Genomic DNA, 22,715 nt, shown 5'->3' with positions numbered 1-22,715 from the left:
CGCGACACTTCAAGACGTCATCTTGCGACACCTTTGCGAGTTTCCATGACCTCCACTGCCGAACACCTGAAGCCCTTATTGTGGGAGCCCAGGAATTTGATCCGGGCCATAGAAGCGGCGGGTGTGACGCTTTGGTCGTGGAATGTCGATAGCGATGCGCTGGCTATGGATGAGCGGGCGTATGACCTTTGGGGCATACCCCGTTCTACAGACGTTAAGTTTGAAGATCTGTCAGCACACATCCATCCTGCCGACCGCGACCGGGTGCGAGCGGCTTTCAATGCGACGCGTGCGATTGTCGGCCCCTATGAGATCGATTTCCGAATCATGATCGGCGACGAACTCAAATGGATCTCGGCCCGGGGGCAAGGCGACGATGAAGGCATGGTTCAGCGGCTCATGTTCGGCATCTTCATTGATGTCACAGGGAGGAAACAGGCGGAGGAGGGCAGGGAGCTTCTGGCCGGCGAAATGAGCCACCGTGTCAAAAACCTGTTGACCATCGCCTCCGGCCTTACCGCTATCACGTCGCGTTCGACGAGCACGACCAACGACATGGCGCGCGAGTTGACGCAGAGGCTAACTGCGTTGGGCCGCGCCCATGATCTGGTCAGGCCAGTGCCAGGCCAAACCAAGGCAGCCTCGGCGCTTCTTGGCGACCTTCTGACAGTACTTCTGGCGCCTTATGATGATCTGGGCGCCTTCAGCGGTCGCATTCGGGTTGCGGTGCCCAGGATGAGCGTTGGCGAGTCTTCAACAACCATTCTCGCGCTTGTCATCCATGAACTTGCAACCAATTCCCTCAAATACGGCGCTCTGTCGACCGAGACTGGGACTTTGGACGTCTCGTGTTCGGCGCAAAGTGAGGCCGTCTCGATCGTCTGGACAGAAAGCGGCGGGCCGGCCGTCAAGGCACCGACGGCTGCCCCAGGATATGGCAGCAAATTGGTTGAACGCAGCGTAACTGGTCATCTGCGCGGCTCGATCGAATACGACTGGGCAAAAGATGGGTTGGTTGTCACCCTGAAGGTCGAGCCAGAGCGCCTTGCGCAATAATCTTTCAGTGGCCTCGGTGGCCAAAACTCGTCATCGGCGTCAGAGCGATAGGAGTTGTCGCAGGCAGGTTGCCACCGCTGCGTGATTGTATGGCTTGCCGATGAACGCGCTCCCTTCCGGGAGATCCGCAGCCGCCACGACGCGATGGCCTGACGTCGCTACGATCTTGATCGGCGGCCATCGGTTGCGAACAGCGGCCGAAAGTTTCAGGCCATCCATGCTGCCTGGCATGTCGATGTCGGTGAACATAACATCGATCGTGGCATTGGCCTCAAGTATGGCTATGGCTTCGTCGGCATTGGCGGCCTCGAAAACCAGAAATCCTTCACCTAGGAGTGAGTCGGCGATGTTCATGCGGATTAGAGGTTCGTCTTCAACAACCAAAACAGCTATAGGTAGCGACATCGGATTCTACCTATAATTGATAATCACGATCCTCAACTCCTGTGCGCCGAAATCGCTCCATTGAAATTCCACAACGGCCATTTGGCGCTGACCACCCGCCGCGTCCAGGTAAGACTCTCAGGATCATCCCCGCCGTGCAGAAAGGTTACGGGAACGTTTGCGGCTAAACCGCTTGCAAGTTCCTGCGCGTCAATCGTCAGGCAACACATCCATTGAAGCAGGTTTTGTCAATTCGGGCGAGCTCGGGGGTGCGAGCCAAATGCTGGCTTTTCGCGAATGCGGACCGAACCGAACCAGTCCGGGAACGGGCCCAAATCTGCCTGTCAGCAATGCGTATCAAGGTAATTCCGTTGGATGGCGCGCCCTCCCCAGCGGACTTTGACCCCTCTGGCTACAGAATCCGGACTGAGGGCCGGCAACTGCGCATGCAGGCAGGCTACTTCTTGAAGGTAGCCGGTACGATTAGGCCCGAGGCGCAGACTGCGTTTAAGGATAGAGGCCAGATAAGGGCTCACCGCGATGGTGCAATAGAACGCGGGCAGTTCTATTGCGAAACCGTGAACCCACACTGCTTCTGTTCCATCTCGATCTGCTTCGTAATGCGGATGGCGTTCTGCGCGTACGCTTCGGTCACGGAGCCGCTGTTCACGGTCTTGTCCTTCAGTGGACTCACGGCTGCGCAGAGGTGAAAGACATGTGGCTCTGCGGACTTTTTGGCGCCGTTTTCCGGCGCGATCCAGTAGACAACGTCCTGACCGGCGGGGTGATTAGCGTCCTTCGTGGCGGCCGTCACCGCATCGGAGTCCGTGGAGATCTGTTGCGCCTGGGCGGCGACGTCGGGCGAACAGGCTGTGGTTGGCTGCCCTGTCTTAATCTGGGTGGCGCACGCGTTCATGTCCTGGGTGTATTGCTCGACCGACGGCGGTTGGTAGCTGACGCCGATCAACGTCGCGAGCACGGCAAGTGCTGCGCCCACCCCGCCGGCAACCTTCTTGGTCCGCGGATCCATGTTCTTGTCGGTCAAGATCAGCAAAACCAGGGGGAGGAACGCAATCAGGGTGATGAGGGCTCCGAGCTGGTTTTGGAAGAAGAAACTGGCCGTGTCGGATGCGCGGGCCGGATCGTGCCTATTGGCCGCCTTCCACAGCAAGTTGCCGGCGATTGCGAAGACCGCGATCCCGACCAACAAGCCGATCAGCAGCGGCATGTTGCCGTGCTCGAACTTGTGCTGGTAGAACAGGTAGATTCCGGCGATCTCACCGCCAATGGCGACGATCCAGCAGAACACGGCGAAAAGGCGCAGCCGCGTCGCGGAAGACTTTTGGCCCTGCGTCGCTTGCCAATCCTTGGTAACGTCTGGCCTGTTGTCGCTCATGTCCAAATCCCCCGATATCGACACTTTTGCGAGAGCGGCGGCAAATCGAGGGCCAGTCCATCCGGCGCAGCGTCATTGAACCAAAGTCTTTATCAGCTGCCTTGGCGACGCGGCGAAAATGCGAGCGCCGCACCAGGCCACGTCCCCATCCATATTCCGCATGAACTGATCCGTCCATACCCACGGACGCAGACGACGATGCGCCAATGCCCAAATCGTTCCTTTGCAGGGCAGGCGGCATCCTAGTGTGCGATGTCGCGGCATAGAAGGGCGGTGGTGCTCCTGGGCCGACCGAAACCGCATCTACGAGCTGCCGACCTCCCGCTAAACTGCGCCAGAACTCACCGTCAAGCTTCGCAAGCGTGACATCGAGCGCGCGGGGCGCGTCCGATTGGCCGGCAGGCCTAACCATCTCTCCGAGACCACACTGTCGCATTTGCGCGTGAGAAGGGAGCAGTGCGAACGCGCGAGCTGACTGAGATCGGAATTCCGCTGCTATCTAGCCCGCTGTGCGACGAGGGGCTGCTTGAGAAGGTTGGCTATGGGATCTATCGGGCCTCAGATCGCGAGGCGGTATGAAGCTGTGAGATAAGCTCTCGCAGAGGCCAAGCCCCCACAGGAAATGAGCGAAGGTGGACGTCGGCAGAGCACCGGAAAAGCTAGCGTGACATTTCGGAGAGACCGCGCGTGCGCCCACTCTTTGATTTCACCCGCGAAAGTGATGCCGCTTTGGGGCAAAGCGTCACCCCACAGTTTCATACTCGCTTTGCGATCCGCCCATACCCTTCACGACCGTGATGAAGTTCGCCGTTGTCGGGTAGATCGAGGAAAAGCGGGCCATGCAGCCCTAATGCAACCCTGAAAGATGTGCATCCGCCGTTATGCTATAAGCTCGCGGCGTTTATCGGCTGCGGCGCATTCCCGGGGGAACATCCCTGCGTCAGCGGCGTTCGGCTTGATGGCTTTCGTACCGGATTTGCGTCTGCAACGGTCGTCCTGTTTGTGGTGCTGCTCTTCACCCATGCAGCGCGAGACCTCAACACGTCGCCGATCTACCATCACTTGTGTCGCCGGTTGCGCGGTAGCGGCGTTGCTGACTTCGTCGGCCATCGCAGGAGTGTCAGGCCCGAACCCTCGCGAAGCTTGGCGAGATCGAGCTTTTTGCGGTTGGAACTCCAGCGCTTTGCCGTCCTGGCAGATAGCGAGAGACCGGTCACTCAGCACCCCTTCGCCCGTTAATCGAGGTAGGCCCAGCCCCGCTGGTTAATAAGCGCGCCGGTCGAAGCTCTGCACATTCGAATTAGTGACTTTTGTGCCACAGAGATTCCAAGAAGGCCCGCCACTGTAACCCAGCACGGAACGATTACAGCAAGGCGGGCGTTACCGCAGCATGATCAAGAACATTGCCTATGTAGCCTTACTGACCCAAATTGCAGTGATATCCGGTCTCATAACCCAGACATTGCTATCGACCCCTACCCAAGCTGCAAACGTGCATCCGATTTTGGAAGCCGTTGTGGTTGTCGCCGACGATGAATGCACCAGGGCGACGTGGCCCGACATCCCCCAACATTGCTTGCAACGGGTGGCGGCGAGAAAACACATTACAATGGACGTTCTGACGCCTGCCAAATGAGCCAGCCCTGCGCACAGTTGCGAGGGGTGCCGGGAAGGCCGCTGGGCCTGATCGAGGGGGCTTGAAGGATTGGCAGCGCCGACCGCCGAAGACTTTAGCAAGTCCCGATATCAGCGAAACGTGCGAACCAAGGACGGGGCATTACCTGGAGAGCGCCGGCTTGTGCGCTCGAAATTGCGGCCGCCAGAAGCAGCGTTGCCCCGAAGACGGTTGACAGCAAGCGATAACCTGCTCGACGGGCTCGACGGCTTCGAAAATCCAACAACTCCCCATCCCGTTGGGCTTTGCGATCAACACGCCGCCATCCCCTTGTGTCGTTGAACCCACGGATCTGCCTTTGCAACTTGGGCAGCGGCGCGAGGTCAGTCGCCATCGCGAATGCATCGGCGCCGTGATGTCGCGCCGCTGAATTATGTCCAGTAGTTAGGCTGGGCAGGCCTCAAGTATGGAAATGGGTCCTTGGGTCTGAATTATGCGTTCAAGACGGAGCCCGGCGGCGTCGAACAAGCTTGCATATTGGAGCTGTGTTCTCTCCAGGCCGCCGGTGACGGCAAGCATGACCACGTCGACACCCTTGATCTGGTTCGGCTCGTCACCTGGCGGCACGAGCGTCTCGGCCAGAAGCACCTTCCCGTTCGGCAGCATTGCCTTGCGGCAATTTTGCAGGATCACCGCGGCATGTCCGTCATCCCAATCGTGAATGACCTTCTTGATGACGTAGGCATCACCGGGAGGAACGCTTTCAAAAAAGTCACCGGCGACAAATTCAGTGCGCGGCAGGTCGCCTCCGGCACCCTTGCGTGCTGCCGCGACGCCTGAAGGCAGATCGAAAAGCACACCGCTCAGATGAGGGTTGCGGGCCAGGATCGCCGAGAGAAGCTGGCCATGCCCGCCGCCAACGTCGACAACGCGGCCATGAGAGCATGGCCGACGCGCGAGCGTGGCTGCGCCCAACCTCGCGGCAGCGCCGATAACGGCCCGTCCGCAGCCACCCAAGCAGCGGGACTCGTCATTTAGAGTCTGCTAAACTTCCGCGCATATCGGAGGGATGTCATGCTCAATCCGTCGCAACAGATCATGAGGTTGGGATTCGGGTTCGCCGTCACGTGGGCGTGGCCTGCTTAATGTCATCTGACACACCGCGCAATCGGATCGAGAGCGTCGATCGGCGATTTGGGCAACGGTGCTGCCAACGAGGTTCGAAGCCCACCGTAACTGGTATGCATACGGCTCGCCCGATGCGCTCAGAAAACGCACTGTTTAGCCTCATTGAGCCAAGCTCTAGCCAGGCAGCGCGTAGGCGATTACCGAATCTCCTGCTTTGGTGCCAGTAGACCCATGACCTCCGGCTACAACGACAAGATACTGCCGACCGTCAGCAGCCTGGTAGGTGGACGGTGTTGCTTGCCCACCCGCCGGCAGCCGCTGGCGCCAAATCTCGCGTCCTGTGCGAAGATCGTAGCCGCGAACGTAGTTGTCCATCGTCCCGCTCAGGAACGCGACGCCGCCCGCGGTAATGATCGGTCCACCAATCCCTGGCACTCCCATCTCGAACGGGAGCGGTATGGGCGTCAGGTCCCGGACCGTGCCGTTGACTTGGCGGTATACGGTCTTGCCTGTCCGCAGATCCACCCCTGCGACATATCCCCAAGGGGGCTGCTGGCATGGCAGATCCAGAAACGAGTAGAATGGGCCCATCTTGGCCGCGTAGGGGGCGCCAAAATTTTCATTGAACACAGGCGCATTCTTCTTGCTCACCACACGAGCTGTGTTGTCCGGCCTGGGTAGAAGCTGGGACGTGAACGCCAGATAGACCGGCATGGCAAAGGCAATATCTCGTTGCGGATCAACCGCAATCGCGCCCCAGTTGAAGACGCCGAAATTGCCTGGATACACGATGCTGCCCTGAGTGGATGGCGGCGTAAACACCCCATCATACCTCAGCTGATGAAAGCGGATCCGGCAGTAGAGCTGATCTATGAGAGTGGCGCCCCACATGTCCGCTTCGGTTAACCGATTAGGCCGGAAAGATACCGCCGAGTGGGGCTGAGTTGGCGAGGTGTGATCTCCGTCGACAGCGCCTTGCGGGGCGGACTCTTCCTGGACGGGCAGAAGGGGTTTTCCGGTGAGGCGGTTCAGAACAAATATTTCGCCCTGCTTGGTCGGCGCAACCAGAGCCGGGACGTCGTGTCCGCCCACGGTGAGATCGACCAGGCTCGGCTGAGCCGGCACGTCGTAGTCCCAAAGATCATGATGGACGGTCTGGAAGACCCAGGCCACTTTACCCGTGTCCGCGTGGAGTGCCAGGATCGAGGACGAGTACCGCTCGGTCTCCGGTCCGCGCTTGGCGCCAAATTGGTCCGGCGACTCGTTGCCCATCGGAAAATAAATCAATCCGAGCTTCGGGTCGTAGCTGGCCACACTCCATGAATTGGGAGCATTGTTGGAATAGGTCTGGCCATTGGGGATCGGAGCGGTTGCGTCTGGGTTCTTGCTGTCGAAATTCCAGACAAGGGCGCCCGTATAGGCGTTGAAGGCCCTGATCACTCCAGATGGAGAAGTGGTCGCCACGTTGTCATTGACCGCCCCGGCAACGACGACCAGATCGTGAGTTATGACGGGGGGCGACGTCGAATAGAAAGAACCCGGCGTCACGTTGGGCATGTTGGCCCACAGATTGACGGTTCCGTCAGCGCCGCCAAACCCCGGACAGATCTTGCCGGTCTCGGCGCTGATCGAGATGAGCCTGCCATCCGATGTGGGGACGAAAAGCCGCTTCATGCATTCGCGGGTGATGCTCACGCTGGCTGGCGGCTGGTCGCGATTGACGACCGGGTTGGGAGCCCCAGACTGTGCCTGTCCAGTCACCACATTTTGCGGCACCCCGGCGGCCTGCGTTGTGATTTCATCGACGCTCTGCTGGAGATCGGCGCCAGCATGTGCGGGCGCCCCGGCAACCTCCGGCGCGAGTGAAACGTTCGGGGGCAGGTCGGCCGGCGTGACCTCCTCGTACGCGACGCCTCGGCAGGTCATGTGTTGAGTAGTGGCCTGAGGTGGCTCTTTTAGCTTGGGATCAAACCGCCATTTCTCTTTGCCAGTAACTGGGTCGAGCGCTATCACAGTGCTGAAGGGGGTGCAGATGTATACCGTGTCGTTCACCATGAGCGGAGTGACCTCATAGGTCGTTTCCTGCGGGTCATTAGGCCCGCGGATTTGCCCCGTCTTGAATGTCCACGCCACCTGCAGTTTGCCGATGTTTTGGGGCGTGATCTGGGCTAGGGGCGAATAGCGCTGGCCCATCGAGTTACGTCCATAGGCGACCCATTGTCCGGGCGGGGTACCGTCGTCTGAAGACGCCACCGCCGCCATGCGCTCCTGATCGAAAGTCCCCGTCACCTCCTCCGGATCCTGAAACATTGAATAGATGCCTGCAGCAGCCGCCAACACGATCACCGCCGCCAAAGCGGCATTGTTGAAATCGAAACTTGGGCGAGCACGACCGGAACCTGTCGCCACCCGTTCAGAACGGTTGAGCTTGTTTATGATGGCTGGCAGGAGCACCAAAACCCCTATGACCAGCAACAGCCCGCCCCGAGGCGCCAAGGCCCACCAGTTGAAGCCGACTTCCCACAACGCCCAGCAGAGTGTGACCAGTGTCGCCAAGGCGTAGAGCCCCACCCCAGTTGGGTTGTGACGCCCCATCAGAATCCCGGATGCGGTGAGCATCGCACCCAGCACCAAATAGAACCAGCTACCGCCCAAGACCGCCAACCAGAGGCCCCCGACGACGAAGACTGCTCCTACGACAACGATGATTACTGACAGCACGAGCCGATACATCGCGCACTCTCCCTGATTAAGTGAGTTTGTCGTTTCCGCATCGAAACGCCACCTGATGAAGGCCCTAGCGACGGTTCGACGAATTCCACGCTAGGGCTGACGATCGAGTGCGTGTGGCGTTTCTCCACCCGAACCTCCAGCCGTGGATCCACCACCCCGGAGGACGACAAATGTTGCGATTCCGACGACAACGAGAACCAGGGTAATTGCTATTCCGCGATTCACGCTTGAACTCCACATGACGTGCCTGCTTAGTGTCATTCGGGCCGATCTCGCCACCGCGCCTGTGGCGGTTGCGATACGTTCCGGTCGAGAATGTTATCCGCGCCGACATTGTCGGCGAGGGCCGCTACAGGCCTGGAAAGTGTTGTCCGATCGTCTATAGGATCGATAGTCGTCATAGCACCACCGTACGTGCCGACTGGATGCAGAGAGAGATCCAAACGCCGCGCCGACGAACATGGTCCACCAGAAAGCTATCCGGAACGGCTGCGGACGGTTTGGACAACAGTCATGTCTTTCAACTCGTAAAGAACCGTGATGGTCCCCGAACGCCCGAAAGCGGCAATCGTTTCGTGCGAAATATCGGAATACGAGTTATTTTGATCACCTTCCCGTGAGCAATCTACCGACTCCGGAACTTCCGCGGGGCCTCTCAGTTGGGCGCCATCACGTCGGTCCAAGTTCAAATCATTCTGGGCGAGGGGATGCCGCAAATCTTTGCAAGGAGCGCCAATGGCATCACCCGGTTCGTGCTGTGGGGCGGGTTGTGCACCATGCTTCTGGTCGCGACCGGCGGCACGGCGCTGCTGCGCTCGAGCTTTTTGACCGGCGTCGGCGAGGCAGCGGCACAGCCGGTCCCTTTCAGCCACAAGCACCATGTAGGCCAGCTCGGCATCGATTGCCGCTATTGCCACAACGGCGTCGAGACCTCCAATTCCGCCGGGCTGCCGGCGACTGAAATCTGCATGACCTGTCATTCGCAGCTCTACACCAATGCCGCCATGCTGGCGCCGATACGCACCAGCCTTGCCAGGAGCCAGCCGCTGCATTGGCAGAGGGTCAATTCGGTCCCGGACTTCGTTTACTTCAATCATTCCATCCACGTGAACAAGGGCGTCGCCTGCGAGACCTGCCACGGCGCGGTCGACGAAATGCCGTTGACGGCGCGGGCCGAGCCGCTGAGCATGGAATGGTGCCTTGCCTGCCACCGTGATCCCGAGCCCAATCTGCGGCCGCCGCAGGACGCTTTCCTGATGCACTGGAACCCGCCGGACGACATCGCAAGAATCCGACGGTCGCTCGTCAAGCTGCTTGACGTCCATCCCGAGACCATGACCGACTGCTATGTCTGCCACCGCTGACAAGGATGCACCCGCAGGCGCTGCCGGTTCGCGCCGTTCATCGGCCGCCGGCGATCTCTGGCGCAGCTTGGACGAAATGGCCGGTACGCCGGATCTCGGCCGCTTCATCGAAGCCGAATTCCCTTCCATCGCCGAGCGCCTGCCGCAGAATCTCGACCGTCGCACGCTTTTGAAGCTCGCTGGCGCCTCGCTCTCGCTGGCAGGCTTGACCGCCTGCGGCCGGGCTGAGGACATCGTGCCGTATGTGCGCCAGCCGGAGAACGTCATTCCCGGCCGGCCACTTTACTATGCGACGACGCTTTGCAGCGGCGGCTACGGCATCGGCGCCGTCGTCGAGAGCCACGAAGGCCGGCCGACCAAGGTGGAAGGCAACACCGATCACCCCGCCTCGCTCGGCGCCACGGATGCCGTCATGCAGGCTCAAGTGCTGGCCCTGTTCGATCCGGACCGCTCGCGTACCCCGCTGAAGAATGGCGAGCCGGCGCCCTACAGCGATTTCCTGGCGGATATGGCCAAGCTCACCTCTGACTGGACGGCTTCGGGTGGGAAAGGCGCGGCGCTGCTCATCGAGACCGGCACTTCGCCGACGATGAAGGCGCAGATCGACGCGCTTCGCAAGCAATATCCGGAACTTCGCATCTATCGCCACGATCCGCTTGCCGCGACGGCCGACGAGGAGGCCGCGACGAAGCTGTTCGGCCGGGCATTGACGCCACTCTACCGCTTCGACCGCACCCAGGTGATCTGCTCGCTGGACGCGGATTTCCTCGGCGAAGGGCCGGGTGCGCTCGCCTATTCGAAGCAGTTCGCGGCGCGAAGGCGCGTGCGTAAGCCGGGCGACGCGATGAACCGGCTCTATGCGGTGGAGTCGACGCCGACCATCACCGGCGCGGCCGCCGACCACCGCAGGGCGGCAAGACCAAGCGAGGTGGAGGCAATCGCGGCTGGACTGAATGCCGTGCTGGGCGGTGCGGGTGATGCGGCCGCAGCCGACCGGCAATGGATTGCCGCCGTTGTCGACGATCTGAAGGGCGCCGGCCGCAACGGCTTGGTCTTGCCCGGATCGCAGCAGACCGCGTTCGTCCACGCGGTGGCGCTGGCCTTCAACGGCCGGCTCGGCGCCTTCGGCAACACGATTGACCTCATCGAACCGCCGCATGCGGTCCCTGTCGATGGCGACCTATCCGATCTCGGCGAGGCGATCTCGGATGCCGCAATCGACACGGTCGTCGCGCTTGGCGCGAACCCGGTACACACCGCGCCTGCCGGCCTCGATGCGAAGAAGACGTTCGGATCGCTGAAACTGCTTGTCCATTTTGGCCTCTACCGCGACGAGACGGCGCTCCTGGCGCAATGGCATGTGCCGGCCGCACACGATCTTGAAAGCTGGAGCGACCTGCGCGCCTTCGACGGCTCCGCCTCGATCGTGCAGCCGCTCATCCTACCGCTGTTTGGTGGGCGGACGGTGCACGAAATCCTGGCGGCCCTTGCCGGCACGTTCGATGCCGACGCGCTGATGCTGGTGCGCCGAAATTGGGCGCAAAGCTTGGACGATACCGCCTGGCGCAAGGCTTTGCGCGACGGCGTTGTCGCGGGCACCGCTGCCGTTCCCGTCGCAGTCCAGCCGCCGGCCGACCTCGCCGGACTGCGGCCGCGCGCCGCGCCAGCCAAGGAGGTGGAAATAAGGTTCACGGCCGATCCCTTCCTACGCGACGGCCGCTACGCCAATTCGGCCATGCTGCAGGAACTGCCGCGCCCGCTGACGAAGGTCGTCTGGGGCAATGCGGCTCTGGTCTCGCCGGGGACGGCCGCGCGCCTGAAGCTTGAGAACGGCCGCACGGTGAACCTCGACCGCAACGGCCTCAGCCTCGATGCGCCGGCCTGGATCGTGCCCGGCCATCCGGACGACACGGTGACGCTCTCCTTCGGTTTCGGCCGCAAGGCGCCCGGTGCGGTGGCGCCGCTGGCGGCGGGATACGACGCTTTCCTTTTCAGGACCGCCGACGCGCCTTGGTTCGCTGACGGCGTCGCGCTCTCGCCGCGCGACGAAACGCAGCCTGTCGTCACCACCCAGCATCACCATGCGATGGAGGGCAGGGCGATCGTGCGCCACGCCTCGCTGGCGGAATTCGCCAGAAATCCGGATTTCGTGCGCGACGGCGTGCCGCCGGCGCCGGCCGAGTCCATTTACCCGGACTGGACTTACCACGAAGAAGCCTGGGCCATGTCGATCGACCTTTCGGCCTGCGTCGGCTGCATGGCTTGCGTCGCAGCGTGCCAAGCCGAGAACAACATAGCCACGGTCGGGCCGAACGAGGTCGCTCGCGGCCACGAAATGCACTGGCTGCGCATCGACCGCTACTATGCAGGGGAGCCGGAGGCGCCGGATACCTATTTCCAGCCGGTGCCGTGCATGCATTGCGAGAAGGCGCCGTGCGAGGTCGTCTGTCCAGTCAATGCCACCGTGCACACCCATGATGGGCTGAACGCGCAGGTCTACAACCGCTGCATCGGCACGCGTTATTGCTCGCAGAATTGCCCCTACAAGGTGCGCCGCTTCAATTTCCTTGACTATCGCGAGTTCGACAAGGGGGAGGCCGGCCCCGAGCAGGCGGCGCGCAATCCCGACGTTAGTGTGCGCTCGCGCGGCGTCATGGAAAAATGCACCTACTGTGTACAGCGCATCAGCGAAAAGCGCATCCACGCGCAGATCGAGAACCGCCCGATACGGGACGGTGAGGTGGTGACCGCCTGCCAGCAGGCCTGCCCGACGAGAGCAATCATCTTCGGCGACCGCAATCTCACCGACTCCGAAGTTTCGCGGGAGAAGGCGGCGCCGCAGAGCTACGGGCTTCTGGAAGACCTGAACACGCGTCCGCGCACCACGTATCTGGGCCGGATCGGCAATCCGAATCCCCGCCTCGCCGGCGCTTCCGAACCGGAGCCGGGCAATGGCTGAAGCGGCCACTCCCGCCCGCACGAAAAAAATGCCGCGGCGCCCGCCGGTGCTGGCCGGCCGGCACGATTTTCCCGAAATCAGTGGCCGCATCGCCTCCGTCGTGCTCGATGGGCAGTTGCCGCGCTATTTCTGGGCGGCATTTTTCCTTTGCTTCTTGCTGGTGCTGGTCTTCTTCTACTCGGTCACTTACTTGGTTGTAGTCGGCATCGGCGACATTGGGCTCAGCATCCCAGTCGCCTGGGGCACGATGATCTCCAACTTCGTCTGGTGGATCGGAATCGGCCATGCTGGCACACTGATCTCGGCCGTGCTCCTCCTGCTGCGCCAGCCCTGGCGCGCCTCGATCAACCGCTTTGCCGAGGCGATGACGCTGTTCGCCGTGGCGATGGCCGGACTCTACCCCATCCTGCATCTCGGCCGGCCGTGGTTCTTCTACTGGCTCTTGCCGCTGCCCAACACGCATATGCACTGGCCGCAATGGCGCAGCCCCCTGGTTTGGGATTTCGCGGCGATCGCCACCTACGCCACCGTGTCGCTGCTGTTCTGGTATATGGGCCTGCTGCCCGACCTTGCTGTGCTGCGCGACCGGGCGAAATCGCGCATCGCGCAGATCTTCTATGGACTTCTGGCAATGGGCTGGCGCGGTTCTGCCTTCCATTGGGCGCGCTACGAGCAGGTTTACTATTTGATGGCGGCGCTGGCGACGCCGCTGGTGGTGTCGGTGCATTCGATCGTGTCGCTCGACTTCACCTTCGCCATTCTGCCCGGTTACCATTCGACGATCTTCCCGCCCTATTTCGTAGCCGGCGCGCTCTATTCCGGCTTCGCCATGGTGCTCACCATCGCGATCCCGCTGCGCTGGGCCTTTTCGGTCCAGGACCTGATTACGCCGAGGCACATGGACAATGCCGGCAGACTGATGCTCGCGTCCGGCATGGTCGTGTTGTACGGCTATGTTACGGAGGCCTTTTTCGCCTGGTACTCTGGCGAGGCTTACGAGCGAACCATGATGGCCGAGCGCGCCTTCGGCCCCTACGCACCGTTCTTCTGGGTGATGCTCGCCTGCAATTGCGGCGTGTTGCAACTTCTCTGGTTCCGCCGCGTGCGGCTCAATATGCCGGCGCTGTTCGCGATAGCGCTCATCATCAATCTCGGCATGTGGATCGAACGCTACGTCATCGTCGTCAGCGGCCCGAGCCGCGATTTCCTGCCGTCCTCCTGGGGCGAGCAGTCGCTGACCTGGCTGGATTTCGGCATATTGTTCGGCTCTATCGGAACCTTCTTCGCGCTGGTTTTCTTGTTCGTCCGCATCCTGCCAGCGATCACCATCTTCGAGGTCGAGGAATTGGCGCAGGAGGGCAGGGGGCAATGAGCCTCTACGGCGTCATCGCTACCTTCGCCGATGCCGACGCCCTGACGGCTGCTGCCCACGACATGCGCGATCGCGGCTACAGCCGCATGGATGCCTTCTCGCCCTATGCGGTGAAGGGGCTGGCCGAGGAGGTACTCGGCATGAGGAAAACGCGCCTGCCCTGGGTGGTGCTGGCCGGCGGCATCCTCGCCGCGCTGTTTGCTTACGGACTGATCCTGTATTCGGTAGAGATCGACTACCCGGTCAATGTCGGCGGACGGCCGCTGCATTCCTGGCCGCCCTTCGTCGTCATCGCCTTCGAGGCCGGCATTCTCGGTGCGGCGACGGCCGGCTTCATCGGTGTGCTCGCCGCCAACCGGCTGCCGCAATATTACCACCCTGTCTTCAATGCGCGGAGCTTCACCTATGCGCAGGGCGGCAAGTTCTACCTGCTGGTCGAGGCGGCCGACCCGAGATTCCGCAAAGCCGTCGTCAAGGGGCAATTGACCAGACTGGGCGCCGAAACGGTCGAGGAGGTGGAGGCGTGAGGCCGGCGTTCGCCCTCGCGCTCGCGGCCGCGCCGGCGCTTGCCGGGTGCCAGCAGCAGATGGCCGACCAGCCGCATTACGAGCCGCTGGAGGCGAGCAGCCAGTTCGCCGACGGCGCCTCGGCGCGCATGCCGGTGTCGGGCACGGTGGCGCGCAACGCCGAGCTTGCACCGGTGCCGGATGCCATCCCGCAACCGGTCACCATGGCGCTGCTGAACCGTGGTCGAGAGCGCTTCGATATCTTCTGTTCGCCCTGTCACGGCCGCACCGGCGACGGCCACGGCATGATCGTTCAGCGCGGCTTTCCGGCCCCGCCGACCTATCATCAGGAGGCGCTGCGCCGCGCGCCCGACCGTCATTTCTACGATGTCATCACCAACGGCTACGGCGCCATGTATTCCTATGCCGCGCGCGTTCCCCCGGCCGACCGCTGGGCGATCGTCGCCTACATCCGCGCGTTGCAGCTTTCCCGTCGCGCCGCCGCGGCCGATTTGCCAGAGCCGCTCCGCACCAAACTCAACGCGGAGGCGACGCAATGAAGATCGGCCTCGACAGGATCGACCGGCCTTTCCGCTGGATGCTTGCCGTAGCTGCCGTCGGGCTGCTGCTGTGTATACTCGGGCTGCTTCTTGGCGCGCAAGCGACGATTTGTGGATGGGTCACGATGGCCCTTTTCCTGCTCGGCCTGTCGCTCGGCGCCATGACGATCATGATGATCCACGGCCTGACCGGCGGCCGCTGGGGCGATGCCGCACTACCGCCGCTGAGAGCCATGGTCGCGACCCTGCCGCTGGCGCTCGTACTACTTCTTCCCGTGCTGGTCCGACCCGACTTCGTCTTCCCCTGGGCTGCCGATCCTGCCGCTCTAACCGAGACGGCGCGCCACAAGCTCGCCTATCTGAATGTGCCCTTCTTCCTCGTCCGCTTTGCAGTGTGTGTCATCGTCTGGTTCGTGCTGGCCTGGTTCCTGCTGGGCCCGACCGCGACCGTTCCCGTCAAGACTGCCCAGCAGCGCCGGGCGAGAAGCATGGGCTGCGCCGCCGGGCTGGTGGTTCACGGCTTTGCCGTTAGCGTCTTTTCCACAGACTGGATGCTGTCGCTCGAGCCTAACTTCTATTCGACCATCTACGGAATGCTGGAAGCCTCAGCCGAGACGATCGGGGCCTATGCGGTGGCCGTGCTGGTGCTAGCCGCGCGACGTTCGATCGAGACCATGCCCGGTGGCGCGGAGCGCGTGGCGCTGAGCGAAGACGTCGCCAATATGCTGTTCGGCCTGATGCTGACCTGGGCCTACCTCGCCTTCATGCAGTGGCTGATCATCTGGGGCGGCGACTTGCCCGTCGAAATCCACTGGTACATAATGCGCACGCGAAACGGCTGGCAATTCGTGCTGTGGCTGCTGATTGCCTTGCAGTTCGTGCTGCCTTTCGCGGGCTTCCTCAGCCGCGACCTGAAGCGCAGCCATGCTGGCATCGTCTGGCTTGCCGCCATCACGCTCGCCGGACATCTTGCCGATGTGCTGTGGCGCGTCAGGCCGGCATTCGCAGGCTTTGGTCTGAGCTGGCCGGATCTGGCGGCGCTCGCCGGTGCCGGCGGGCTGTGGACGGCGCTCTTCGTGTTCGCGCTTCGGGAGCCGGAGCGCATCGCCGCCTGGCGCGAGCGGCTGGCGCGCGGGAGGTTCGCCAATGGCTGACGAACCTCGTTATCCCGAAACGCGGGACGTAGCGTCGCGCGCGCTGCTGCTGTTCGGTGGCGGGCTGGTGCTGTTCCTGGTCCTCACCGTGGTCGTGCTCAGGCTGATCTTCGACACCAATGCTTATTGGCCTCTGCCCGGCACGGCCTGGCAGGGCAATGAGGCGACGCCGGCCATGCAACGCTTCCCGGCGATCGACCTCGCCGCCTTCCGTGATCGCGAGGACAAGGAACTGGCCAAGCTCGGCTGGGTAGACCGCGCCGCCGGCATCGCCCGCATTCCCATCGGAGATGCGATGGAACTGGTGGCCAGGAACGGCCTGCCGGACTGGTCGCGGCAACTGCCTGCTCGGGCTGGGGAATGCGCTTTTCTCGGCGAAAACGTGCCCCGCGCGCCGCAGGCGGCGCGGTGCCAAGGCCAAGCGGGGCAGGGCGAGGCGAAGCAAGTCCAGCCAATGCAACCGCACGACGGGGTGTCGCCGTCAGGGATTGCATTGCCGCATGGTGGAGCGCAGCCATGATGCGGTGGTTGCTCCTCCGATGGCTATCATGCGAAATTGGTGCCTGCTCTTTTGCGGAAGGTGCACACCCACCCCTAACTTGTCCACACAAGAGGGAGGAGCTAGGGGTGGGAAAGCGCCTGACTGCGGCCCTTGCGCTCTTTTTTGCAGTCCTCACGGCCGCCCAAGCAGTCGAACGCCCCGCCTTTGATCCGAAGATCGGCGCGCAGCTCAGCCTGGACAAACCCTTCCGCGACCAGTCCGGGGCGACGGCCACGCTGGGCGACATCCTCGCCGGCCGGCCGGCGCTGCTCATCTTCGGCTACGACAGATGCCCGAACCTGTGCGGACTTACCCAGCAGGCGGTCGCTTCCGATCTCAACAAGACCGGTCTCGACCCCAGTAACTACCGCGCTTTGTTCGTCTCCATCGACGTGACCGAGACGCAGGAAGACGCTGCCGCCGCTCGCGCCGGGGTCGCTGACGCTACCGACGCGAAGGGCCTCTCTGCCTGGCGCTTCCTCACCAGTCCCGACGGCGCCGCCGCGGCCCTGGCGGCGCAGGCCGGCATTTCGTTCGACACGCGCCCGCGCATCGACCAATTCGTCCATCCGATCGCGGTTCTGGCGCTCACTCCCGGCGGACAAATCGCGCAGGTGCTGCCGGCATTGAGCTTCGAGCCGCGCGACTTGAGGCTGGCGCTGGTCGAGGCGTCGGCCGGCAAGCTTGGGTCCGTCGCCGATCACGTCTTCCTGCTATGCGCCGGCTTCGACACTTCGAAAGGCCAGTATACGCCGGCGATCTGGGCGGCGCTAAAGCTCGGCGCCGTCGCCACGGTGCTGGCGCTCGCCACCGCCGTCCTAGCTCTTTCCTGGCGGAGGCGGGCATGAGCTTCAACGTGCCCTTCGTTCCGCAGGAAGCCTCCTCGGCGGCGCCGCAGGTTGACGCGCTGTTTTATGCGCTGCTCGCCTTCAGCCTGGCGCTCGGCCTGCTCCTGACCTGCCTGGTCGTTGGCTACGCGGTCAAATACCGCGCCGGCTCCAGCGCCGATCGCACCGGCGAGCGTATGCGCACCCTGCCGCTGGAGATCACCTGGACCACGGCCAGCCTGCTCATATCGTTCGCCTTTTTCGGCTGGGGCGCGGCGCTCTATGTGCGCGGCGGCCACCCGCCACCCGACGCCATACAGATCGCCGGACTGGGCAAGCAGTGGATGTGGACTTTTCGCCATCCCGGCGGCCAGCGCGAGATTAACGAGTTGCATGTGCCGGTCGGCAAGCCGGTGGTGGTGTCGCTTGCCTCGCAGGACGTCATCCATTCCTTCTTCGTGCCGGCCTTCCGGGTCAAGCAGGACGCGGTGCCCGGTCGCGCCACCCATGTCTGGTTCACCGCCACTAGACCCGGCCGCTATCATCTCTTCTGCGCCGAATATTGCGGCACCCAACACTCGGAAATGGGCGGCTGGATCGACGTGATGGCGCCCGAGCAATATGCGGCGTGGCTCTCCGCCCAGGGCGAGAGCGAGTCGCTTGCGCAGGGCGGCGAAAAGCTGTTCCGCGCGCTCGGCTGCTCCGGCTGCCACGGAAACTCCAGCAAGGTGCGCGCGCCCGATCTTGCCGGCGTCTTCGGGCGGCCAGTGGCGCTCTCCGACCGACAGACGGTGGTCGCCGACGAGCGCTACCTGCGCGATTCCATCCTCAATCCCATGAAGGAGGTCGCTGCCGGGTATCAGCCGGTGATGCCCAGTTTCGAGGGGCTGGTAGACGAGGCCGAGCTGCAGATGCTGGTCGCCTACCTGAAATCGCTGTCGCCCAAAGGCGGAGCAGGTGCGGCGGGGCCTGCGGCCCAAGGCGCGGCGCAGCCGGAGACGGTGCAATGACGAGCGAAGCGATGCAGGCCCAAAGCTATCTGGAGGAGGGCGCCGGACCGGCCGCCTGGCTTCTCACCACAGACCACAAGCGCGTGGCCTGGCTCTATCTAGTGGCGATCACCGGCTTCTTCTTTCTCGGCGGCGCCTTCGCCGTGCTGATGCGCATCGAACTCGCCTCGCCCGCAGGCGACCTCGTCTCCGACGACGTCTATAACCGGCTGTTCTCGCTTCACGGCATCATCATGGTTTGGTTCTTCCTGGTGCCGTCCATCCCCGCCACGCTTGGCAACTTCCTGCTGCCGCTGATGATCGGTGCGCGCGACCTCGCCTTTCCGCGTCTCAACCTGGCGAGCTGGTACGTCTTCATCTTCGGCAGCCTGTTCGCGATGTTTGCGGTGCTTGCCGGCGGCGTCGACACCGGCTGGACCTTCTATACGCCGCTCTCCAGCATCTATTCCGACAGCTACGTCTCGACCGCCGCCTTTGGCGTCTTGATCGTCGGCTTCTCCTCGATCATGACCGGCATCAACTTTATCGTGACCGTGCACAAATTGCGCGCCCCGGGCCTGACCTGGTTCAGGCTGCCCATTTTCGTGTGGACGCTCTACGCCACCGCCCTTGTGATGGTGCTGGCGACTCCGGTGCTGGCCGCCTCGCTGATCCTGATCGTGCTGGAGCGCGTCTTCGGCCTCGGGATCTTCGATCCCGACCTCGGTGGCGACCCGCTGCTGTTCCAGCATCTCTTTTGGTTCTACTCGCACCCTGCGGTCTACATTATGATCCTGCCTGGCATGGGGGTTGTGTCGGAAGTCATCCCCTGCTTTGCCCGCCGACCGCTATTCGGCTACAAGGCGGTGGCACTGTGCAGCATGGCGATCGCCATTTTCGGCTTCCTGGTCTGGGGCCACCACATGTTCGTCTCCGGCCAGTCGGCCTACGCCGGGGTGATCTTTTCCTTCCTTTCCTTCATCGTGGCCATTCCTTCGGCGATCAAGGTGTTCAACTGGGGCCTTACCCTGCGCAAGGGCGAGATCAGTTTCGAGACGCCGATGCTGTTTGCGCTGTTCTTCATTGCGCTGTTCACCTTCGGAGGGCTGGCCGGGCTGTTCGTCGCCTCGCTGGCGGTCGACGTGCACCTCCACGACACCTACTTCGTAATTGCCCATTTTCACTATATCATGGTCGGCGGCATGGTGATGGCCTTCATGGGCGGCATGCATTTCTGGTGGCCGAAGATGACGGGCCGCATGTATTCCGAGACGGCCGGTCGCATTGCGGCCGCCGTTAGTTTCGTCGGCTTCAACCTCACTTTCTTCCCGCAATATGTGCTGGGGTTTCTGGGCATGCCCCGGCGCTACCACACTTATCCGCCGGAGTTCCAGTTCTGGCATGTTCTGTCTTCAGCGGGCGCCGTGGTGCTCGCGATCGGTTATCTGATGCCGCTCTTCTACCTGACCTGGTCGCTATTCCGAGGCCGGCGCGCCCCGGACAATCCGTGGGGCGCCACCGGGCTCGAATGGCAGACAAGCTCGCCGCCGCCGCCGCACAATTTCGCCGAAATGCCGGTGGTGACCAGACCGGCCTACGACTACCCGATGAAAGGGCTTGGAGAAAAGCGCACCGATCCGGCAGCCGGGGTGGTCTTATGAGCGCCTCGACCGAAAGCGTCGCCTTCAAGTCGGGCGAGCGCGAGCGGGCCGCCGATGCCTTCGGTATGTGGGTCTTCATCGGCTCCGAGGCGATGCTGTTCGGCGCCATTTTCCTGATCTTCTTCGTCGCCCGGCTGAGCTACGGCGCCGCCTTCGCCGAAGCCTCCAGGCACTTGTCACTGATGCTGGGAACGATAAACACAGCGGTGCTGATTACCTCCAGCTTCGCCATGGCGCTGGCGCACTTCTTCACCTCCGGTTCGCGCTGGCGGGCAGCCGGCTGGTCGCTGGCCGCGACAGCGGCGCTGGGCGTCGTCTTCCTGATCATCAAGGGCACCGAATACGCGATGGAGTTCCATCAGGGGATTGCGCCGGTGCTGGGCGCGCCCTTCACCTATCGGGGCGCCGACCCGGTGCATGCTGCCTTTTTCTTCAGCCTCTATTTCGCGATGACGGCACTGCATGGCCTGCATCTGTTCTGCGGAATTGTAGTGGTCTGCGGCACGCTGGCGCTGTGGTGGCGAACCGAGGCCTCGAGCCGAGCCCGGCGCGTGCAGGCGGTCGGCCTCTACTGGCATTTTGTCGATATCGTCTGGGTGTTTCTCTTCCCCGTCCTCTACCTGACCAACCGCTGAGCTCCGTCGTGACCGAAATCCGCAAACTCGCCTCGGCCTATGCCGGCCTTCTGGTGCTCCTGGCGCTCACTGTCGGCTCCTCCTTCATCGATCTCGGCGGCTTCAACTCAACCGTCAATCTTGCGATCGCCGCGGCGAAGGCAGTGATTATCGGGATCTCATTCATGCATTTGTCCCGGGCGGCAGTGCTTCCGCAACTCGCGGTCGCTGCTGCAGCACTTTGGCTGCTCATCTTGTTCGGCCTAACGCTGGTGGGCAGTGGATGAAAGTGCGGAGACTGCGATTTTAAAGACGCCAAACAGCCGTGAAGCTATTCCGATCTTAATCCCATCAGCTCTGACCGATCCAGGCGACGAAGTCGTCCTTCTGCGCCCTTCCATCGAAAGGTGGAATCTGGTGCAGCGGCTAAAAACGGCGACCGAATGATGAGACTGGCCGGATACCTGAATATAATCAGCTGGTTACGGAACATTGTGTGCAAAAAACGCACAAGAAAGTTCTGCTTCTCTTCTTTTTTGTTCCTACGAGGGAGCCGCCGATAGCCCTTTCGGACGCTCTTCTGCCGACGATATTGACCGCCCCAATGCGAATGTTCGCCGGTGTATTCGTATACCTCATTGTCCGCAGCGCCGTTCAGTCTGCTTGGGTTTCCTAGAAGCTTTTCGAATTTTCTGTCTTGCGGCTCCCGACGAGATGCGGGCCCTTCTTGAGGAGGTCGGGGTGTCTGGATTCGCTGTGGTGCAACCTTGATCCAAGCATTTAGGGGGGTTCGAGTCGTGCCTGGCACTGATCGTTGATACGTCTCTCTCCGGCATGCGGGTCGCCCGCGAATTGGACCGGCTCATCACCGAGCGCGGCCGGCTGAGGATGATCGTCAGCGACAATGGCAGCGAGTTCACCTCGAACGCCATCCTCTCTTGGGCGGATCAGAACCGCGTCGAATGGCATTACATTGCGCCCGGGAAGTCGATGCAGAACGGCTTCATCGAGAGCTTCAACGGCCGACTGCGCGATGAACTGCTCAACGAGACACTGTTTACCTCGCTGGCTCAGGCGCGCGTAGCCATCGCCCTGTGCCCGCCGACTACAGCACCGCCCGGCCGCACTCCCAAATCGCCTGGCAGACACCGGCCGAGTTCGCCAGCACCTTCAATCCGCGGCGGTCGCTCGCGCTGCGCTATGCCAAAGGCTCCGCGCCAGCGCCCGTCGCTTCACCCGCCCAGCAGGGCACAACCCACGCCGGAAACGAACTCAAACTGGATAAAAACTGGGGGCAACGCCACTCGCAATGCGGGGATATGAAGGGCTTGATGATGCTCAAGTGCAGCGCTTCCGCTGCCGCCACAAGGCGCTCAATTTCAGCCTGCGATAGCTTCTACGAACCTTTTGACCTAGGCATTTGGCGAACTCCGTTTTGAGGGGATCGCTGCAACGAGAATAATAATCCTATATTCCGAAGTGGGTGACCAAAGGGCTCGCTGGGGACACCTCTCAGGATGACTTGCGCAAGTACTAATTTAGTGAAACGTTAAATGCTTCTAGAGAGTAGACGCGAGAGACCCGGTCGGTCCAGTTATGGGGCGGCATTGAGCATAAATGTTTTTTCCGCGATTCCTAATCGGGATGTTCGCCACTTCGACCGTGGCGGCGATCTGGATTCTTCTAGCAACCGGCTCGTTCTGGAAGTCGCTTGCATGGACATTGCTGATCTTGATCATTTTCCAGGTGGGATATCTCGTATTCTCATTCGCGCTTTACTACCAGTTTGGGACGAAGAGAACCGAAGAAAAACCAAACACTGCCGAGCTTACCCGTCGGGACGGTGGTGTCTCATC

20 protein-coding genes and 2 pseudogenes are annotated in these 22,715 nt (G+C 62.1%); 16 read left to right on the top strand and 6 right to left on the bottom strand.

Annotated elements, in window-relative coordinates:
• The first annotated feature begins 45 nt into the window (after nucleotides 1-45).
• Nucleotides 46-1,056: a sensor histidine kinase gene (locus EN949_RS09410; protein ID WP_127365564.1), complete on the top strand. Its 1,011-nt coding sequence runs from the start codon at nucleotides 46-48 to the stop codon at nucleotides 1,054-1,056.
• 39 nt (nucleotides 1,057-1,095) lie between these two features.
• Here the strand turns inward: EN949_RS09410 and EN949_RS09405 are convergent, their stop codons facing one another.
• From EN949_RS09405 to EN949_RS09395, 3 genes are all read right to left on the bottom strand, one after another.
• A complete protein-coding gene (locus EN949_RS09405) occupies nucleotides 1,096-1,461 on the bottom strand; it encodes a response regulator (RefSeq protein ID WP_127365565.1) in 366 nt (121 codons plus the stop codon).
• Nucleotides 1,462-2,005: 544 nt separating this feature from the next.
• The gene (locus tag EN949_RS09400; RefSeq protein ID WP_127365566.1) at nucleotides 2,006-2,836 is read right to left on the bottom strand and encodes a hypothetical protein; all 831 of its coding nucleotides are present in this window, start codon (nucleotides 2,834-2,836) and stop codon (nucleotides 2,006-2,008) included.
• Nucleotides 2,837-3,715: 879 nt separating this feature from the next.
• The gene (locus tag EN949_RS09395) at nucleotides 3,716-3,946 is read right to left on the bottom strand and encodes a hypothetical protein (protein ID WP_127365567.1); all 231 of its coding nucleotides are present in this window, start codon (nucleotides 3,944-3,946) and stop codon (nucleotides 3,716-3,718) included.
• Nucleotides 3,947-4,226: 280 nt separating this feature from the next.
• Between EN949_RS09395 and EN949_RS09390 the strand changes: the two genes are divergently transcribed.
• Entirely contained in the window at nucleotides 4,227-4,472 is a 246-nt protein-coding gene (locus tag EN949_RS09390; protein ID WP_127367065.1) for a hypothetical protein, read from the top strand.
• Nucleotides 4,473-4,895: 423 nt separating this feature from the next.
• Here EN949_RS09390 and EN949_RS09385 read toward each other — a convergent pair whose 3' ends face one another.
• From EN949_RS09385 to EN949_RS09375, 3 genes and pseudogenes are all read right to left on the bottom strand, one after another.
• Nucleotides 4,896-5,426: a methyltransferase gene (locus tag EN949_RS09385; protein WP_245459353.1), complete on the bottom strand. Its 531-nt coding sequence runs from the start codon at nucleotides 5,424-5,426 to the stop codon at nucleotides 4,896-4,898.
• A 327-nt stretch (nucleotides 5,427-5,753) separates the two neighbouring features.
• Nucleotides 5,754-8,312, bottom strand: coding sequence for a membrane-bound PQQ-dependent dehydrogenase, glucose/quinate/shikimate family (locus EN949_RS09380; RefSeq protein ID WP_127367064.1), 2,559 nt, complete (start codon nucleotides 8,310-8,312; stop codon nucleotides 5,754-5,756).
• A gap of 318 nt (nucleotides 8,313-8,630) precedes the next feature.
• Nucleotides 8,631-8,741, bottom strand: a pseudogene (locus tag EN949_RS09375) (BA14K family protein); the annotation flags it as partial.
• Between the two features lie 278 nt (nucleotides 8,742-9,019).
• On the opposite strand from EN949_RS09375, the gene EN949_RS09370 reads away from it, so the two are divergent.
• The 14 genes and pseudogenes from EN949_RS09370 to EN949_RS09295 all read left to right on the top strand — a co-directional run.
• Nucleotides 9,020-9,676 carry a cytochrome c3 family protein gene (locus EN949_RS09370; protein WP_127367551.1) on the top strand — a complete coding sequence of 219 codons (657 nt, stop codon included), beginning with the start codon at nucleotides 9,020-9,022 and terminating at the stop codon, nucleotides 9,674-9,676.
• Nucleotides 9,660-12,635 (top strand): TAT-variant-translocated molybdopterin oxidoreductase, encoded by a 2,976-nt coding sequence (locus EN949_RS09365; RefSeq protein ID WP_127371675.1) that lies wholly within the window; start codon nucleotides 9,660-9,662, stop codon nucleotides 12,633-12,635. Before EN949_RS09370 ends, EN949_RS09365 begins: the two co-directional genes overlap by 17 nt.
• Nucleotides 12,628-14,007, top strand: coding sequence for an NrfD/PsrC family molybdoenzyme membrane anchor subunit (gene nrfD / locus EN949_RS09360; protein ID WP_245459290.1), 1,380 nt, complete (start codon nucleotides 12,628-12,630; stop codon nucleotides 14,005-14,007). Before EN949_RS09365 ends, nrfD begins: the two co-directional genes overlap by 8 nt.
• Nucleotides 14,004-14,534 (top strand): DUF3341 domain-containing protein, encoded by a 531-nt coding sequence (locus EN949_RS09355; RefSeq protein ID WP_084016186.1) that lies wholly within the window; start codon nucleotides 14,004-14,006, stop codon nucleotides 14,532-14,534. The genes nrfD and EN949_RS09355 overlap by 4 nt, the downstream gene beginning before the upstream one ends.
• Nucleotides 14,531-15,073 (top strand): cytochrome c, encoded by a 543-nt coding sequence (locus EN949_RS09350; RefSeq protein ID WP_064995255.1) that lies wholly within the window; start codon nucleotides 14,531-14,533, stop codon nucleotides 15,071-15,073. Before EN949_RS09355 ends, EN949_RS09350 begins: the two co-directional genes overlap by 4 nt.
• Complete coding sequence (locus EN949_RS09345) at nucleotides 15,070-16,227, top strand: hypothetical protein (protein ID WP_064995256.1); 1,158 nt, start codon at nucleotides 15,070-15,072, stop codon at nucleotides 16,225-16,227. The genes EN949_RS09350 and EN949_RS09345 overlap by 4 nt, the downstream gene beginning before the upstream one ends.
• The gene (locus tag EN949_RS09340) at nucleotides 16,220-16,747 is read left to right on the top strand and encodes a hypothetical protein (RefSeq protein WP_127366773.1); all 528 of its coding nucleotides are present in this window, start codon (nucleotides 16,220-16,222) and stop codon (nucleotides 16,745-16,747) included. The genes EN949_RS09345 and EN949_RS09340 overlap by 8 nt, the downstream gene beginning before the upstream one ends.
• 107 nt (nucleotides 16,748-16,854) lie before the next feature.
• Nucleotides 16,855-17,616: an SCO family protein gene (locus tag EN949_RS09335; protein WP_127366774.1), complete on the top strand. Its 762-nt coding sequence runs from the start codon at nucleotides 16,855-16,857 to the stop codon at nucleotides 17,614-17,616.
• Nucleotides 17,613-18,605, top strand: a complete 993-nt coding sequence (gene coxB / locus EN949_RS09330) for a cytochrome c oxidase subunit II (protein ID WP_127371218.1) — start codon at nucleotides 17,613-17,615, stop codon at nucleotides 18,603-18,605. Before EN949_RS09335 ends, coxB begins: the two co-directional genes overlap by 4 nt.
• Nucleotides 18,602-20,245: a cytochrome c oxidase subunit I gene (gene ctaD, locus EN949_RS09325; RefSeq protein WP_064995260.1), complete on the top strand. Its 1,644-nt coding sequence runs from the start codon at nucleotides 18,602-18,604 to the stop codon at nucleotides 20,243-20,245. Before coxB ends, ctaD begins: the two co-directional genes overlap by 4 nt.
• A complete protein-coding gene (locus tag EN949_RS09320; RefSeq protein WP_164767956.1) occupies nucleotides 20,242-20,880 on the top strand; it encodes a cytochrome c oxidase subunit 3 in 639 nt (212 codons plus the stop codon). The genes ctaD and EN949_RS09320 overlap by 4 nt, the downstream gene beginning before the upstream one ends.
• Nucleotides 20,881-20,888: 8 nt before the next feature.
• Nucleotides 20,889-21,146 (top strand): cytochrome C oxidase subunit IV family protein, encoded by a 258-nt coding sequence (locus EN949_RS09315; protein WP_198327521.1) that lies wholly within the window; start codon nucleotides 20,889-20,891, stop codon nucleotides 21,144-21,146.
• 511 nt (nucleotides 21,147-21,657) lie between these two features.
• Nucleotides 21,658-22,025, top strand: a pseudogene (locus EN949_RS09305) (integrase core domain-containing protein); the annotation flags it as partial.
• A gap of 478 nt (nucleotides 22,026-22,503) precedes the next feature.
• A partial coding sequence (locus EN949_RS09295; RefSeq protein WP_245472378.1) for a hypothetical protein occupies nucleotides 22,504-22,715 on the top strand: 212 nt, incomplete at its 3' end.

The organism is Mesorhizobium sp. M7A.F.Ca.US.007.01.2.1, from assembly GCF_003998165.1.
Lineage (GTDB): Bacteria > Pseudomonadota > Alphaproteobacteria > Rhizobiales > Rhizobiaceae > Mesorhizobium > Mesorhizobium ciceri.
The sequence above is the reverse complement of the archived record's forward strand: the minus strand, read 5'-3'. Positions and strand labels throughout refer to the sequence as shown.